15 protein-coding genes are annotated in these 13,082 nt (G+C 63.8%); 4 read left to right on the top strand and 11 right to left on the bottom strand.

Going from position 1 to position 13,082, the window contains the following annotated elements:
• Positions 1-43: 43 nt before the first annotated feature.
• From benD to QTI04_RS01975, 7 genes are all read right to left on the bottom strand, one after another.
• Positions 44-832, bottom strand: coding sequence for a benzoate diol dehydrogenase BenD (gene benD, locus QTI04_RS02005; RefSeq protein ID WP_286613987.1), 789 nt, complete (start codon positions 830-832; stop codon positions 44-46).
• Complete coding sequence (gene benC, locus QTI04_RS02000) at positions 829-1,845, bottom strand: benzoate 1,2-dioxygenase electron transfer component BenC (RefSeq protein ID WP_286613986.1); 1,017 nt, start codon at positions 1,843-1,845, stop codon at positions 829-831. The genes benD and benC overlap by 4 nt, the downstream gene beginning before the upstream one ends.
• Before the next feature lie 23 nt (positions 1,846-1,868).
• On the bottom strand, positions 1,869-2,354 hold the full coding sequence (gene benB / locus QTI04_RS01995) for a benzoate 1,2-dioxygenase small subunit (protein WP_286604617.1): 486 nt from the start codon (positions 2,352-2,354) through the stop codon (positions 1,869-1,871).
• Complete coding sequence (gene benA / locus QTI04_RS01990) at positions 2,354-3,739, bottom strand: benzoate 1,2-dioxygenase large subunit (protein ID WP_286613985.1); 1,386 nt, start codon at positions 3,737-3,739, stop codon at positions 2,354-2,356. The genes benB and benA overlap by 1 nt, the downstream gene beginning before the upstream one ends.
• Positions 3,740-3,884: 145 nt before the next feature.
• Positions 3,885-4,805, bottom strand: a complete 921-nt coding sequence (locus QTI04_RS01985) for a dioxygenase (RefSeq protein ID WP_286613984.1) — start codon at positions 4,803-4,805, stop codon at positions 3,885-3,887.
• 48 nt (positions 4,806-4,853) lie between these two features.
• A complete protein-coding gene (gene catC / locus QTI04_RS01980; protein ID WP_286604623.1) occupies positions 4,854-5,144 on the bottom strand; it encodes a muconolactone Delta-isomerase in 291 nt (96 codons plus the stop codon).
• Between the two features lie 8 nt (positions 5,145-5,152).
• Positions 5,153-6,307, bottom strand: a complete 1,155-nt coding sequence (locus QTI04_RS01975) for a muconate/chloromuconate family cycloisomerase (RefSeq protein ID WP_286613983.1) — start codon at positions 6,305-6,307, stop codon at positions 5,153-5,155.
• A 122-nt stretch (positions 6,308-6,429) separates the two neighbouring features.
• Between QTI04_RS01975 and QTI04_RS01970 the strand changes: the two genes are divergently transcribed.
• A complete protein-coding gene (locus QTI04_RS01970; protein ID WP_286613982.1) occupies positions 6,430-7,347 on the top strand; it encodes a LysR family transcriptional regulator in 918 nt (305 codons plus the stop codon).
• A 10-nt stretch (positions 7,348-7,357) separates the two neighbouring features.
• Here the strand turns inward: QTI04_RS01970 and QTI04_RS01965 are convergent, their stop codons facing one another.
• Positions 7,358-8,443 (bottom strand): LysR family transcriptional regulator, encoded by a 1,086-nt coding sequence (locus tag QTI04_RS01965; RefSeq protein ID WP_286613981.1) that lies wholly within the window; start codon positions 8,441-8,443, stop codon positions 7,358-7,360.
• 111 nt (positions 8,444-8,554) lie between these two features.
• Between QTI04_RS01965 and QTI04_RS01960 the strand changes: the two genes are divergently transcribed.
• Together QTI04_RS01960 and QTI04_RS01955 are read left to right on the top strand one after the other, a co-directional pair.
• A complete protein-coding gene (locus QTI04_RS01960; RefSeq protein WP_286613980.1) occupies positions 8,555-9,067 on the top strand; it encodes a nuclear transport factor 2 family protein in 513 nt (170 codons plus the stop codon).
• A gap of 221 nt (positions 9,068-9,288) precedes the next feature.
• Positions 9,289-9,789 (top strand): hypothetical protein, encoded by a 501-nt coding sequence (locus QTI04_RS01955; protein ID WP_286613979.1) that lies wholly within the window; start codon positions 9,289-9,291, stop codon positions 9,787-9,789.
• Between the two features lie 655 nt (positions 9,790-10,444).
• Here the strand turns inward: QTI04_RS01955 and QTI04_RS01950 are convergent.
• The 3 genes from QTI04_RS01950 to QTI04_RS01940 all read right to left on the bottom strand — a co-directional run bounded on the left by QTI04_RS01950 (position 10,445) and on the right by QTI04_RS01940 (position 12,074).
• Positions 10,445-10,897 (bottom strand): hypothetical protein, encoded by a 453-nt coding sequence (locus QTI04_RS01950; protein ID WP_286613978.1) that lies wholly within the window; start codon positions 10,895-10,897, stop codon positions 10,445-10,447.
• A gap of 13 nt (positions 10,898-10,910) precedes the next feature.
• Positions 10,911-11,264, bottom strand: a complete 354-nt coding sequence (locus QTI04_RS01945) for a hypothetical protein (protein WP_286613977.1) — start codon at positions 11,262-11,264, stop codon at positions 10,911-10,913.
• A 192-nt stretch (positions 11,265-11,456) separates the two neighbouring features.
• Positions 11,457-12,074 carry a LexA family transcriptional regulator gene (locus tag QTI04_RS01940; protein WP_286613976.1) on the bottom strand — a complete coding sequence of 206 codons (618 nt, stop codon included), beginning with the start codon at positions 12,072-12,074 and terminating at the stop codon, positions 11,457-11,459.
• A 216-nt stretch (positions 12,075-12,290) separates the two neighbouring features.
• On the opposite strand from QTI04_RS01940, the gene QTI04_RS01935 reads away from it, so the two are divergent.
• The gene (locus QTI04_RS01935; RefSeq protein WP_286613975.1) at positions 12,291-12,914 is read left to right on the top strand and encodes a LexA family transcriptional regulator; all 624 of its coding nucleotides are present in this window, start codon (positions 12,291-12,293) and stop codon (positions 12,912-12,914) included.
• Positions 12,915-13,082 lie beyond the last annotated feature (168 nt).

Below are 13,082 nucleotides of genomic sequence, written 5' to 3'. Positions count from 1 at the left end.
TCTCGATGTGTCGTGGGTGTTTGGAATGAAGTCCGTGGCAGCGTCAACCGAGATCGCCGCCACCGACCGGTACGACCGTTCCCGTGATGTAGGAAGCGTCGTCGGATGCCAGGAACAGGATGGGCGCGACCTGCTCGTCGATCGTCCCGTAGCGGTGCATGAGGCTCGAATCGACCGTCTGGTCGACCACGCCCTGGTACCAGGCGGTGTCGCGGGCAGTCGGCTTGGCCCGGGACTGGTTGCGCGGCACGCGACGCGGTGGTGCGTCGGTGCCGCCGGGCGCCGTGGCGTTGATGCGGATGCCGTTGCGCGTGTGCTCCATCGCCAGCGACGCGGTCAGCGCGTTCACGCCGCCCTTCGCTGCCGAGTAGGGAACACGATGCACGCCGCGCGTCGCGACCGACGAGACGTTGACGATGACACCGCGCTTCTTCTTGACCATGAACGGCAGCGCAGCGCGGCAGGACCACAAGGTCGGGAACAGCGAGCGCCGGATCTCGGCCTCGATCTGCGCCTCTTCGTAGTGCTCGTAGGGCTTGGCCCAGATCGTGCCGCCGACGTTGTTGATGAGCACATCGACGCGCTTGAACCGGGCCAGGCAATCCGCCACCATGGCCTGCGCACCCGCGAAGGTTTCGAGATCGGCCTGGAAGGCTGCAGCGGTGCCGCCGCCCTCCTCGATCTCCGCAACCACCTCTTTGACGATGTCGGCGCGGTCGACCGCCAGCACCGTGCCGCCTTCCGCCGCCACCCGCAGCGCGACGCCCCGGCCGATGCCTTGCGCGGCGCCGGTGACGATGACGACCTTGTTGTCGAAGCGATCTGCGCTCATGCCGCCACCGCCTCGTTGGCCGAAGAGAACTTCTCGAAATGAAAGTTCCTGGGCGTCACGCCGACACCGGACATCCACTTGCGCACCCCTTCCACCATCGGCGGCGGCCCGCACACGTACACGTCGACATTGCCGTCATGCAGGTCATCGCCCGAGAGGTGATTCGTCACGTAGCCTTGCCTGGGATGCCCGCTTTCCTGGTCCACCACGCAAGTGAAGAACTCGAAGTTCGGCAAGTTCGACTTCAGTTCGTCCAGCGTCTCGAGTTCGACCAGGTCGTCGTTGGTGTTCACGCCGTAGGCCAGGCGGATCGGCTGGTCGGTCGGGTTCTCCTTGAGCCACAGCAACATCGACAGGAATGGCGCAAGGCCGGTACCGCCCGCAAGCATCAGGATCGGGCGCACGGCAGGACGCAGGTAGAAGCTGCCGTACGGTCCCGTGAACATCATGAAGTCCTCGGGCTGCGCCTTCTGGCGCATGTAGGTGCTCATCAGTCCGTCGGGCACGTCGCGAATCAGGAAGGCCAGTTCGGACTTGTTCGGTGCGGAGCTGAAGGAATACGAACGGGTCTCCTTGCTGCCGGGCACCATGAGGTTCACGTACTGGCCGGGCAGGAAGGCAAGAGGCCGTTCCGCCTCCAGCAGGAAGGACACGGTCGTGGACGAATCCCGCTGGATCTTCGTCAGCTTGCCGCCATGCGCGCCGACTTCCGTCTTGCAGGCCGCGGACGAAGCGGGCACGCGCACCACGCAGTCGGAGGTGGGCTTCATCTGGCAGGTCAGCACGTAGCCGCTCGCGGCCTCGTCATCGGCGAGCGCATCGTCGATGTAGTCCCCCATCGTGTAGCTGCCACTCTCGCAATGGCACTTGCAGGTGCCGCAGGCGCCGTCGCGGCAGTCGAGCGGAATGTTGATCTTCGCGCGGTACGCGGCGTCGGCGATCAGTTCGTTGGGCTCGCACGGGATGATGCGCGAGACCCCGTCCTCGAACTGCAGGGCGATGTTGTATGACATGGCTTGTCTCCTTGTCCCTTGGATCAGATGTGATAGATGTCGAGCAGGTGGTGGATGTAGTCGTTCTTCAGGACGACGTACTTGCGCTTGATCAGCGGCTTGCCGCCACTCGTGTCCAGCGTGTACTGGGAGCTCCCGAAGTACACGTCGACGATGTCGTAGCGGAAACTGTGCGTGGTCCAGTTGAAGGACACCACGCATTGCTTCTCGTCCTGCGACAGCACCTCGAGGTTGTTGATCGCATGGCCCGTGCGCGTGTCGGGCATCGTGGCGCTCGATCGATCGGTCTGGATGCGAAAGACGCGGTCCTCGAGACCTTGCTTGTCGGGGTAGTAGATCAGCGAGACTTCGTTGTGCGGGTCCGTCGTCAGCTTGTCGTCGTCATCCCACGAAGGCATGAAGAATTCGGCGTCGTCGGCGTAGCAGGCGAGCCAGTCGGCCCAGCGGTGTTCGTCGAGCGCGCGAGCTTCCGCGTAGACGAAGGCCTGGAGTTCCTGGTAGGACAACATCACTGGCCTCCCGTCGAGTGTTCTGCGTGCTCGGCGACGACAGCCTTCTTCATGGTGTCGAGCCAGTATTCGTGCTGGCCGATGTAGAGGCCTTCGTCCTCGGTCTTGACGCAACTCATGTCCGGCTTCAGGTCGATCAGGTCGGCCGTCGCGTCGGGCCCCTTGATCCAGTGGGTGGCGCCGCGGCTCATGTCGTTCCACTTCACGGCCCGCGCGCCGTAGCCGTGCTGACAGGAGCGGAACTCCTCCAGGTCGTCGGGCGTGGCCATGCCGGTCGCGTTGAAGAAGTCCTCGTACTGACGCAAGCGACGCGTGCGTGCTTCCGGCGCCTCGCCCTTCGGCGCGATGCAGTAAATCGTCACTTCCGTCTTGTTGACCGAGATCGGCCGCACGATGCGGATCTGCGAACTGAACTGGTCCATCAGGTAGACGTTGGGGTAGAGGCACAGGTTGCGGGACTTGCCCAGCATCCAGTCGGTGCGCGCTTCGCCGAACTTGCCGATCCACTCGTCGCGCTTCGAATACAGCGGGCGGTCTTCCGGGTTCGACCAGTTGGTCCACAGCAGCAGATGGCCGTGCTTGAAGGTGTAGGAGCCACCGCCCTGCTGCGCCCACTTGCCGGCGTTCATGGCCTTGACGGTGTCGACCTTGCCGTCGACGCTGCGCCGGCTGGTGGTGGCCGCATAGTTCCAGTGCACCGACGAGACGTGGTAGCCGTCGGCGCCGTTCTCCGCGCCGAGCTTCCAGTTGCCGTCGAAGGTGTAGGTCGATGCACCGCGCAGCACTTCGAGACCGTCGGGCGACTGGTCGACGATCATGTCGATGATCTTGGCCGCCTCGCCCAGGTGCTCCTTCAGCGGAACGACGTCGGGGTTGACGCTGCCGAACAGGAAGCCGCGGTAGTTCTCGAACGCGCCGAGCCTGGCCAGGTCGTGGCTGCCTTCGCAGTTGAAACTCGACGGGTAGCCGGCCTCGGTGCTGTTGTCCTTGACCTTCAGCAGCTTGCCCGCGTTGTTGAAAGTCCAGCCGTGGAACGGACAGGTGAAGCTCGACTTGTTGCCCTTTTTGTGGCGGCACAGGATGGCGCCGCGGTGCGTGCAGGTGTTGGCCAGCGCATTCAGCTTGCCGTCCTTGCTGCGCGTGATGACCACCGGCTGGCGGCCGACATACACGGTCAGGTAGTCGTTGACGTTGGCGATCTGGCTCTCGTGCGCCAGGTAGACCCAGTTGCCTTCGAAGATGTGCTTCATCTCCAGGTCGAACAGCTGTTCGTCGGTGAAGACGGAACGGTCCAGGCGGTACTTGTGCTCGACCGGATCGTCCTCGAGCAAGGCATCCAGCTTGGCGAGGTTCGGCGTCGACGGGACGGGATAGATGGGGATCATGCGTGTCTCCTCGGAGGTAGGCGAATGGCGATTCACTGAAAGGGGGTCGTCGCAAAGCCGAAGCACGCTGCTTCACCCATCGACGATCGGTATGGAAATGGACTCCTGGCCGGCCTCTTGCCGACTCAGGAGCGGCAGCGTCGGATCAGCCGACGGCGCGCGCCACGCGGGCCTGAGGCGAGGCCTCGCTCTCGTCAACCGCCGGCTGCATCACGAAGTCGAATGGCACGCGGGTGAACGGCTCTTTCACGCCGAGCGACTCGTAACCCTTGGCGGACGTGTTCTTCTCGAGCTGCAGGATCAACCCGTCGCGCGTGGCGAACGCGAAGTCATCGTCGATGAAGCTGTCGCCCGGCACATTGACTTGCGTCGTCAGTGTGCGCAGGCCCGGTGCGACCACGAGGAAGTGGATGTGCGCCGGACGGTTGCCGTGGCGGCCGAGCGCGCCGAACAACTCCGAGGTCGGGCTGTTCGGGGGAATCGCATAGCCCGGCGGCAGGAAGCTGCGGAAGCGATAGCGGCCTTCGGCATCGGTCTCGATGCGGCGGCGCAGGGCGTACTCGGCCTGGTCCGGGTCGAAGTGCGAATAACGACCCAGCTCGTTGGCGTGCCACACATCGACGATGGCACCGGCCACGGGCTTGCCGTGGATGTCGAGCACGCGCCCTTCCATCACCATCGTCTCGCCGCGCTTCGCGTCGCCTTCCTCATCGACGCGCACTTCGTACTTCGCAAGCGGCGCGCCGGCGATGTAGAGCGGGCCTTCGATGGCTCGCGGCGTGCCGGCATTGCGGCCCGCGCGTTCATCGGCTTCGTCGAGGCGGATGTCCAGCAGGCGATCGAAGCCCAGGCCGGCGGTGATCAGACCGGCCTGGCCACTGGATGCCAGGCGCGAAAGCCAGTCGACGCCAGCCCAGAACTCGTCGGGCTGGACGTCCAGGTCATCGATCGCGCGAAAGAGATCGCCGATGATGCGCGCCGCAATCTTTTGCACGCGTGGGTTGCCGTTGGGCCGGTTCGAGTGGGTCACTTTTTCCAGCAGCTGGGTCTTGCTCATTTCGTTCATGGCTTTGTCTCCGTGGGTTCGTGGGGGTTGGGTTGAGGAAAATGAAAATCAGCGGTCGTCGTCATGGATGGACGAGGCGTGACGGCAGAGCGGTCGCACCTCGATGTCCATGTAGGGGAACAAGGGCAGCGTCATCAGGGTGTCGTGCAACGCGGCGTTGTCGGCGACGTCGAAGATGCTGACGTTGGCGTAGCGTCCGGCAATGCGCCACAGGTGGCGCCAGACACCGTCGCGCTGCAGGCCCTGTGCAATCTCCTTCTCGCGCGCCTTGAGCTGGTCGGCCTGCGCCGGCGGCATGTCGTGCGGAAGGCAAACGGTCATTTCGACGTGGAACAGCATGGTGGTCCTCAGGCGGTGACGGCAACCGCCTGCGACGCGCGGTCACGGCGATAGAAGGCGAGCTTGTCGAGGTCGAGCTGCACGCCGAGGCCAGGCACGTGCGGCAATTGCAGTTCGAAGTCGCGGTAGTCGGGACGCTGGACGACGATGTCGTCCTTGAGCAGCAGCGGGCCGAACAGTTCGGTGCCCCAGGCGAGCGTTGGGCAGGCGGCAAAGACATGGGCCGCGGCGATGCTGCCGATGCTGCCTTCCAGCAGCGTGCCGCCGTAGACGCCGACGCCGCCAGCGTCGGCGACGGAAGCAGCCCGCAACGTGGGCCACAGGCCGCCGGCCTGGGAGATCTTGAGCGCGTAGACGTCGGCAGCGGCATCGGCGGCCAGGTCGAAGGCATCGGTGGCGTCGTGCACCGCCTCGTCGGCCATGATGGCCACATCGAAGCGGGCGGCGAGCCGCTTCAGTGCGCGACGATTGCGGCGTGCCACCGGTTGTTCGATGAGGCTGACCCCGATCGCTTCGAGCGCGGCGATGCCTTGGACGGCGGTGGTCTCGTCCCAGGCCTGGTTCACGTCGACAGTGAGCATCACGTCGTCACCCAGGCCGCGGCGGATCGCCTGCACGTGAGCGATGTCATCGGCCAGCGCATGACTGCCGATCTTCAGCTTGAAGACCTTGTGGCGGCGCGCCTCGATCAGGGCAAGCGCCTCATCGACGTCGCGCGTAGCGTCACCGCTCGCGAGGGTCCAGAGCACCGGCAGCGCGTCGCGCATGGCGCCGCCCAGCAGCGCGTGGACCGGAAGGCCGAGGCGTTGGCCCTGCGCATCGAGCAGTGCGATCTCAACCGCCGACTTCGCGAACGAGTTGCCTTGCACGGAAGCGGATACGCGCTGCATCGCAACGTTGACGCTTGTCGCGTCCGTGCCGATGAGCAGCGGCGCGAGGTAGTTGTCGATCGCGCTCTTGATGCTCTCGGGGCTTTGGTCGCCGTAGGCCAGGCCGCCGATGGTGGTGGCCTCGCCGATGCCGGTCAGGCCGTCGCTGCAGATCAACTGCACGATCACGAGCGTCTGACGCATCATGGTCGTCATCGCCAGCTTGTGAGCGCGGATGGTCGGCAGGTCGACCAGGACGGCTTCGATGGATTGAATGGAGGGGCTCGTGTTCATGGGTTGAATGTTCGTCTTCATGAGCCCTGGGGTCCAATATCGATTGGGTCCGGCAAAATACCTTCAAGGTATAGTGACATCGGGTTTTCACTGACCCGCGCGATCCGCCAACAGGAGACGCCATGCACCTCGAATTGCGCCATCTGCGCTACTTCTGCGCGGTCGCCCGCGAACTGAGCTTCAGCCGCGCGGCCGAGCAGCTGCACATTGCCCAACCGCCGCTGAGCCGGCAGATCCGCACCCTCGAAGACGAGCTTGGCGCCGAACTGCTGGACCGTGGGTCGCGTCCGCTGCGGCTCACGCCGGCCGGGCGCTTCTTTCAGATCCAGGCGCAGCAGATGCTCGACCGAATGTCGGAAGTGCAGGCCGCAACCGCACGCATCGCCGGCGGGAGGCGCACCTGGTACGCGATCGGGTTTGCGCCCTCCACGCTGTACGGCAAGTTGCCCGACGTGATCCGGCAATTCCGCCAGGAACAACCGACGGTCGATCTGAGTCTTTACGAGATGACGACGGTGCAGCAGGTGGAGGGCCTCAAGGCGGGCCGGATCGACATGGGCTTCGGTCGCCTCAACTTCGACGACGACGAGGTCGTCGGGGAACTGGTCCGCGAGGAGTCGGTGATGGTGGCATTGCCCGTGAACCATCGCCTGGTCAAGCACAAGACGATCAGCCTGGCCAAGTTGGCGACAGAGCCGCTCCTGCTGTATCCCGCGAAGCCACGGCCGAGCTATGCCGACCAGGTGCTGGAGATGTTCCAGTCGCGCGGCCTGAAGCCCGTGATCGCACTGGAGTCGAACGAGGTGCAAACTGCTATCGGGCTCGTGGTCGCCGGCCTCGGCTACGCACTGGTGCCGCAGTCGGTGCAGAACCTGCATCGAGAAGGCGTGCTTTACCTGCCCCTGAGCGACGCCGGCGTGACCACGCCGGTGGTCATGAACCGCCGTCGAAACGACGAATCCGAATTGACGAGCTACTTGGCCGAGATGGTCCGGTCATTGCCAACGTCCGTACGCAGCATGGCCAGGCGGGGCGAATAAGGCGTCCGACTCAATCGCGGAGGGCGACACGCCTCGTTCCTGCTGCGACGCCCAACGGCCGCGCTCGCCCGCGCTGCTCCCGGATCGGAGCCGCTGGGGGAGCAGTTGTAGGGCGCCATGCCTTGGTCGTGCCTTGCCGGGTGCGCTTCCGCGCAGCAGTGCCTGCTGTCCCAATCACGTCAAAGAGCCACGCCAGTCCCTCGTCTTGCAAGGCCACCTTCGGTGCAATGGCTCGAATCCGGAAGCGATCCAGCCGCATTGGCGCTTCCACGGCAGCGACGCCAAATCGCGCTCCCTGCATGGCGACGAATGTCCTCGGCAACGCGGCGACCAGATCCGTCTCGGCGATGACGGCGAGGGCAAACATGAAATTCGGAACGGTCAGCGCGATGCGTCGCGACAGCCCCTGCTCCGCCAGGAGCCGATCGATGAAACCGAAGGCATCTCCGGTATGCGACACGAGAAGATGCTGGAAGGCGAGGAACCGGTCGACGGTCAGCTTGCCCGCGAACGAGTGGCCGACGCGCATCGCGATGACGAAGTCCTCTTCGTAGAGAACCCGCTCGGCAAAGCGCGCCGGGGCATCGTCCGTGGGAATGATGGCGATGTCCATCGCGCGCGCCTCGAGGTCGGCGAATGCGGCGCGCCATGCACGCTCGGGCGACGCTTCCCCTTGCGCGGGAAGCAACTGGCGCACGCTGATGTCAATGCCGGGGGCGCGCTCGCGCAGCACGGTCAGAAGCGGCGGCAGGAATACCGCCGAAGCCCCGTCAGGTGCGCCGATCGTGAACCGACGCGTGGACGTCGCGGGATCGAACTTCTCCGCGGTCGAGATCACGCTTCTGACGCGTGCAAGGACGTCCCGGATGGGAGCGGCCAATTGCTCCGCGCGGGCCGTGGGCACCACGCCTTTCGGCGTCTTGAGAAAGAGCGGATCGTTGAGTAGCCGGCGCAGCCTGCCGAGGCCATGACTGATCGCCGACGGCGACAGGTTCAGTCGTTCCGCCGCCCGGCCCACGTGCCGAGTCTCCAGGACCACCTCGAAGAGAAACAGCAGGTTCAGGTCGGCGCGCGCGAGATCAATCTCGTTCAGCATATTGCTGAAATCGTATCACTTGATTCAGGAGCTGGGCAGTGCGATCTTGTGGCTCCAGGAGGCCACGCACGGTGGCTTTGCGACGAACGAACCTGATCAGGAGCGACCCACATGCCAGCCACGCCACATCCAGAACTCGCCGCCGAAGTCGCCGAACTCCTCCGGCAATCGCAGCAGGCCAACGCAGCCCTCATGCGCGGGGACATTCACCACTACCTCGGACTGATCACCCACTCGGACGACTACACGCTGATGTCCCCGTTCGGAGGAACGCCGACACACGGCCCACAGATCACGAGCGAACGCTGGGAGGACATCGGACGATTCTTCAGCAACGGCTCCTTGACGCAGGAACTCGTCCAGTCATACGCCTCGACCGACATGGTCGTTCTTGCGACGATCGAACGAGCACACGTCGAAGTCGGCGGTTTGCCGGCGCAGGCGTGGTCGCTGCGCGTCACCTTGGTCTATTGCCGCGAAGGGAGCGGATGGCGTCTGGCGCATCGGCATGCCGACCCGCTCGTCAACGGCATCAGCCTCGAGCACGCGGCCGCGCTCGCCCGGGATCCCGAAACTTGCACTGCGCCGGAACACGCAAGCCCTGGCGTGGCCCTGGAGGTCTGAAGCGGCCGACGCCGGCGTGGTGCCAGTGATGTGGCCGGCCGCCGGTCCCCGGCCTTCCCGGCCGCTAGAGCCTCTATCGGTGCGGCCTGTTCTATCGTTGCTTCTGCCCGGATTAGGTTTAGGCTGCCTCGCTGCATGTGCGGGCTGCGCTCTCGCCATGGAGCAGGCTCCGCTGCGCCGTCAGGGTGACGGCTGACAATCGCGTGTGAAGTGAAGGGCCAATGTCTTGCACTATCCGCTCTGTCGGTGACCTCGCGCAGTTGCCTGACGACGAACTGCTCGCGTGTCTCGGACAGTTGCGCGCTGCGATTCACGAGGCAAAGCGCAAGCATGCGGCCGCACGACGCGAGGCACGAATTCCTGCAGACAAGGCGTTTGAGTTTCACACGTTCGAATGGCGCCCTAAAGGTCCCCAGCGTCTTGCGGCCCCGAGCAAACTCAGCCCACCAACTCCAATCGAAGAAATTCCCGTTCGCGCTAGTGCCCGTGAGGCTCTGTCCGAACTCAACATCTTCTGCGTCGAGGACCTGTCAGCCATCAGCGAGCAAGAGCTCATGATGAAGCAAGCAATCGGTGCGAAGACTCTGAATCGCCTGCGCGAAGTGCTGGCGTGTGTCGGCCTGGATTTTCTGCCGAATCCCACCGACCAGTTGACTGCATGCGCAGGACGCCGAAGGTCCGTCGATGCGCCAGGCAACGTGGGTGCAACGAGCAATGAGTGAATGCGTCGATTGGGTGGCGCTGTATGCCTATCCGTCACACCTCCTGAAGCTACAGCCCGGGGACGCTGGCAACTTTGTTTGTCCGCCGGCCTGGAGAGGACGGCTGAGCACTGTGTGCGGAGTCTGGCTCAAAGGCCATACCGACTGGGCCTCTTACTTTCCAATTGGCACTCCCTGGAAGCATGTGTTCTGGACCGAGGCCGATGCGGAGGGCCTGAGGGTGGTGCGTGCACCCTTGTCAGAACAGGCTCGCGGCGTGTGCTCAAGGAGATTCAGATCCTTGCCCCGCGGTGACGTCCAGCCTCGTCGTACGGAAGCGCTGGAGGGAATCTTCGCCACCTGGTCGACCAGGAGTGCGAAGCATGCCCCAGCAGGCGACACCGAACACCGAAGGAAACCGGTTGCCCCGTCTCCTCGCAAGTGCAAGAGCTGTTCTACAGCCGATGATCTGCACCTTCGTGCAACAGCCACAGCCACGCAGCCGTTTCCGACACCTCCAAGCGTTCGGCTCGACCCGCAAGCGGACAACGTCCCCGAGGAAGCGTAGCAGTCAGCGAATCCAGCGACAAATCTCATGAACGTTCGCCGGTTGCCGGCGGATCGCAAGCTCTCGAGGTTCAATGCAGAGGTCACGGACAGTTTTCCGTGCGGCAATCTAATCCACGTAGTCCACCAACAGCAGCGAAACCGCGCGCAGGAACGCAAGCTCGCACGGCTTTACTTCGCAGCGATCCATGTCGAAGTGACACAGCATTCCACACGCGGGTCCGCCCCCCACCGGTATCATCACCAGCCCGCAAAAGGAGATGATCGGGCTGCCGGATGTGTCGATGCGACTATCCTGGCTGCAGTCCGATGAGACGAAATCGCCGCTTGCCAGCGTGAGCCTGGCCAAGTCGTTCAAAAGCAGGGCACTTTGCAGATCGGCGCGGTTTTCGCCGAAGCGATCAAAAACACAAACAGGTTGCAAAGCTCCGAGGTGGACCCTGTGCAGAGCCGTGTAGCGGAAGTTCGTTCGATCGTTCAGAAGTTGCAGCGCTGAAGTGAGGCCGTGGTCAAGTCGAGCCTTGAAGGTCAGCAGCTGATCCTCGAAGGGAATTTCGATCATCAGGTCGCCGCGGCTAGTCGACGAAAACTTCCCTGATCGAGTCGCCCGCATCGCGCTCGCTCCCATCCCTGAATCCCCTGACGACCTCGGCGCACTCGTCAGCGACGAGCAAGCCGAAGTCCCGCAACTTCATGGGCAGCGAATCACCGGGCTTGATCAGCATTGCCGCCGTTGCGCAGCGCCGGAATATCTCGTCTGGCGCTTCGATGTTGATTGCCATGGCTTGCCTCCGATCCGTTGCTTCACCCTTCGACCAACGCCGCAAGAATGCCGCGCTACGAAGAGGGGGCCGAAAGGTCGCCGGCAAAGCTTTCAGGATCGTCGACAGCGCTGCCAGGTCTCCTTCGGCCGCGCCGATCACGATCACATCGCGGCGCGGGATCATGGGCTGTCGACACCTCGGCGAGGTGCGTCGTCTTGCCGATCTGACCGAGGCAGCGCGGCACCAAAGTCGTAGGTCCACGTTTTGAAATCCCGGCTTCGGTCGCCGCTCCGGTGGGATAGAAAATATAGCACTGCATAGCTAGTCTATCCACCGCCACGGTCGCGTCACGGGTACTTATCGGAACCGCTTGCTGAACTCGCGCACGACGCCCACGACCTTCGCTCCATCCAGCGGCTTGATCGGGTAGCGCGAGTTGAGCGGCCTCAGATACAGGTCGCCGCCGTCCCTGATGAGTTGCTTGAAGGTGGTGGCTCCGTCGTCGCTGAGCGCAATGACGTAATCGCCCGGCACGGCGGCTAATTCGGGTTCCACGACGATGATCGAGCCCGGCGGAAACGAATCGCCCGCTTCACTCACCATGCTGTCGCCCTGGACAGCGAGCGCGTAGGTATGGCGCTTGACCGGTACCGACACGGGCACCGTGTCGAACTTGCCCTTCGGCTTGAAGTTGTCGATGACGGTGTAGTCGCCTGCCTCGACTTCGGACACCAGGGGCACTTCAGCGCGCATGGCGACTCCCTGGCCGGCGTTCGAGCCGCCCGACACCAACTCGGCCACGGAGATTCCCAGCAAGGTCGCAACGCGCTGCTGGTTGCTTCGCTTGGGCGCCGTGCCGCCTGGTCTTTCCCATTGTTGGACCGCTCCTCGACTGACTCCGACAGCGTCAGCGAATTGCTGTTCGCTCATTCCAAGGTTCCGGCGCCCTTCCCGGATCAGTCGATGGCTGCTCATGGCCGAAGACTACTGGTGGCGTTGGATAGAAGTTTAATCCTAGATAGGCTTTCTTGCGGGAACCGGAGCCGTGACAAGCGATCACTGCTGCGAGGTAGGACGATCTCGCCAATGGCAGACGGGCGAGTGGACACCCATCACAATCCGGCTATGGCCTCCCTCTCGGACCATGGGCAAGTCTGCCCCCTCTGCTGTCCGGCCCTCCGCGCGCGAACCTTGAAGCTGAAAGACGTTCGTGAGTTGATCACCGAAGGTCGCCGGAAGCTTGCCATGAGTGTTGACACCTTTGCCCGGGCGGCCGGCGTCACGCGCGCCGCCGTGCAGCAATGGGAACGGCTCGGCGGAACGTCACCCAACCGCAGCCACCGCCCGGCGGTCGCGCGGCTCCTCGGCATGTCGGTCGAGGAGTTTCTCTCGGGAGGGCCTCGCCCCTTGGACAAATGGCGTCGTCGTGGCGTTCGGGTGCTGTCGGCGGTGGAAGCCGGCGGCTTTGCCAACATCGACAACTTCGGTCCTCTCAGCGAATTGGAGACCGTGTTCGTCACTGTTGACGTCCAGCGGCATACGTTTGCACTGCGGGTTCACGGCGAAAGCATGCGAAGCAAAGGCGTGAATTCGTTTCCACCAGGCACCATCGTCGTGATCGAGCCAGACATGAAAGCCCGGCCTGGCGATTTCGTGATCGTCCAGAACCGTGCGAAGCAGGCGACGTTCAAGCAACTGGTATTGATCGACGAAGTGTCCTGCTTGAAGCCGCTGAACAAGCGATTCAAGACTCGGCCGCTTGGCGACGGCGTCATCATTGGCGTCGTGCGAGAAGCCATCTGGCACCTTCGGTAGATGGCCACTCGGCGCTATCAACAACACGACGGAAGGTGAGTCTCGAGGTTGGAACTGTCACGCGCTGCGGCTCCCTTGCGCGCGATGATCGAGTGCGTCACCTCCGCGAACAGGAGTGCCACCAGGTTCCGAGCGCAGAGGCCACACTCGGCAGGATGCCGGCAACGA

The sequence above is a fragment of the Variovorax sp. J22R115 genome (assembly GCF_030317005.1).
Taxonomy (GTDB): Bacteria; Pseudomonadota; Gammaproteobacteria; order Burkholderiales; family Burkholderiaceae_C; genus Variovorax.
This window is presented reverse-complemented; position numbering and strand designations above follow the sequence as displayed.

Bases quoted from the DNA above. Each gene is read 5' to 3' on its own strand.
- benB (WP_286604617.1), bottom strand. From the start codon at position 2,354: ATGTTGTCCTACCAGGAACTCCAGGCCTTCGTCTACGCGGAAGCTCGC.
- QTI04_RS01940 (WP_286613976.1), bottom strand. From the start codon at position 12,074: ATGAGCAGCCATCGACTGATCCGGGAAGGGCGCCGGAACCTTGGAATG.
- QTI04_RS01970 (WP_286613982.1), top strand. From the start codon at position 6,430: ATGCACCTCGAATTGCGCCATCTGCGCTACTTCTGCGCGGTCGCCCGC.
- QTI04_RS01950 (WP_286613978.1), bottom strand. From the start codon at position 10,897: ATGATCGAAATTCCCTTCGAGGATCAGCTGCTGACCTTCAAGGCTCGA.
- benA (WP_286613985.1), bottom strand. From the start codon at position 3,739: ATGATCCCCATCTATCCCGTCCCGTCGACGCCGAACCTCGCCAAGCTG.
- catC (WP_286604623.1), bottom strand. From the start codon at position 5,144: ATGCTGTTCCACGTCGAAATGACCGTTTGCCTTCCGCACGACATGCCG.
- QTI04_RS01960 (WP_286613980.1), top strand. From the start codon at position 8,555: ATGCCAGCCACGCCACATCCAGAACTCGCCGCCGAAGTCGCCGAACTC.
- QTI04_RS01965 (WP_286613981.1), bottom strand. From the start codon at position 8,443: ATGCTGAACGAGATTGATCTCGCGCGCGCCGACCTGAACCTGCTGTTT.
- benD (WP_286613987.1), bottom strand. From the start codon at position 832: ATGAGCGCAGATCGCTTCGACAACAAGGTCGTCATCGTCACCGGCGCC.
- QTI04_RS01955 (WP_286613979.1), top strand. From the start codon at position 9,289: ATGTCTTGCACTATCCGCTCTGTCGGTGACCTCGCGCAGTTGCCTGAC.
- benC (WP_286613986.1), bottom strand. From the start codon at position 1,845: ATGTCATACAACATCGCCCTGCAGTTCGAGGACGGGGTCTCGCGCATC.
- QTI04_RS01985 (WP_286613984.1), bottom strand. From the start codon at position 4,805: ATGAACGAAATGAGCAAGACCCAGCTGCTGGAAAAAGTGACCCACTCG.
- QTI04_RS01975 (WP_286613983.1), bottom strand. From the start codon at position 6,307: ATGAACACGAGCCCCTCCATTCAATCCATCGAAGCCGTCCTGGTCGAC.